Source organism: Mycobacterium gordonae, from assembly GCF_002101675.1.
Lineage (GTDB): Bacteria > Actinomycetota > Actinomycetes > Mycobacteriales > Mycobacteriaceae > Mycobacterium > Mycobacterium gordonae.
Genome location: NZ_LQOY01000054.1, coordinates 1 through 1,530, shown reverse-complemented (window position 1 = coordinate 1,530; position 1,530 = coordinate 1). Strand labels below are relative to the sequence as shown.

1 protein-coding gene is annotated in these 1,530 nt (G+C 67.6%); it reads right to left on the bottom strand.

Annotated elements, in window-relative coordinates:
• Positions 1-1,530 (bottom strand): condensation domain-containing protein (locus tag AWC08_RS09390; RefSeq protein WP_244906487.1); only part of this gene is annotated, 1,530 nt, incomplete at both ends.

Sequence of the window (1,530 nt, the reverse complement as noted above, 5' to 3'; positions counted from 1 at the left end):
GCCGCCGGGACCGCGTCCCCCGACCACCCCGAGAGCACCAACTCACGCTCCCCGCCATCCAGCAACGACACCTCACCCACCACCACCGACGCATCCACCACCACCGCCTCGAGCACCCGCATGAACCGGGTGACCAGCCGCTCGATGCTGCTTCGGTCAAACAAATCCGTGGCATAGGAGACCGTCCCGGCAGCCATCGGGGCCGCCGGATCCTCGGTCGGTACCTCACCCAGCTCGAAATCAAGGTCGAACTTGGCTGTGCGGGTGCACACCTCGAGCTCCTCGACGCTGACGCCGTCGATCGTCACCGCCTCGGGGCGAATGTTGTTCTGGAAGGCCATGGCCACCTGAAATAGCGGATGATGCGCCGCCGACCGGACCGGGTTGAGCTGCTCTACCAGCAGCTCGAACGGCACATCCTGGTGGCCGTAAGCATCCAGCGCCCGCTGACGCACCTGGTGGAGCACATCACTGAACCGGTCCCGGGAGGTGACGCCAACCCGCAACACCCACGTGTTGACGAAGAATCCGACCAGATCGTCGAGCGCCTCGTCCAGCCGGCCGGCGATCGGCGCTCCCACCACAATGTCCTCACCCGCACCGACCCGATGCAGCACCACCGCCAAGACCGCTTGCAACACCATCGATGCCGTCGCATTATGCGCCGCCGCCAGCGTCTTGACCCCCGCCCAAACCTGCGGATCGATGTGGAACTCGACGCCCTCGCCGCGGTAACTGGGCACCGGCGGGCGGGCCCGGTCCGCCGGCAGCGACACAACCTCCGGCAGATCGGCCAACTGCTCCCGCCAGTACCGCAACTGCCCGGCAATCACACTCTCCGGGTCGGTCTCTGCCCCCAACCACTCCCGTTGCCACAGCGTGTAATCCACATACTGCACCGCCAACGGCGCCCACTGCGGGGCCCGGCCCAGCCGCCGCGCCCGATACGCCTGACCCATATCGCGGACCATCGGCGCCAGTGACCACCCGTCACAGGCGATGTGGTGCACCACGATCCCCAACGCATGCTGCCGCGTTCCCATTGAATAGATCTGGGCACGGATCGGGATCTCCGCCGACAAATCGAACCGATACCCCGCCAGTGCCTCAAGCTCGGCGCCCACCTCCTGCTCCGGTAACGACACCACCGCCGCACCCCCGCGCCGCCACATCCCCGTCCGGGCCGGCAACACCTCCTGGTACGGGACACCGTCGACGTCGGCGAAGATGGTGCGCAGAGATTCGTGGCGCGCGATGACGTCGTCGAGGGCCGCGTCCAGCGCCTCGACGTCCAGCGCCCCGCTGATCCGAAACGCGGTGGGCATGTTGTAGGTCGCGGCGCCACCCTCGAACTGGTTCAGGAACCACAACCGCTGCTGGGCATACGACAACGGGATCCGCTCCGGGCGGCGCACCGGCGTCACTGGGGGCCGGGTGCGGCCGGCGCGCTGGTGGTGTAGGTGGTTGGCGAGGTCGGTGACGGTGGGGGTGTCGAAGAGGGTGCGGATGGGGATTTCGGTGTTGAGGGCG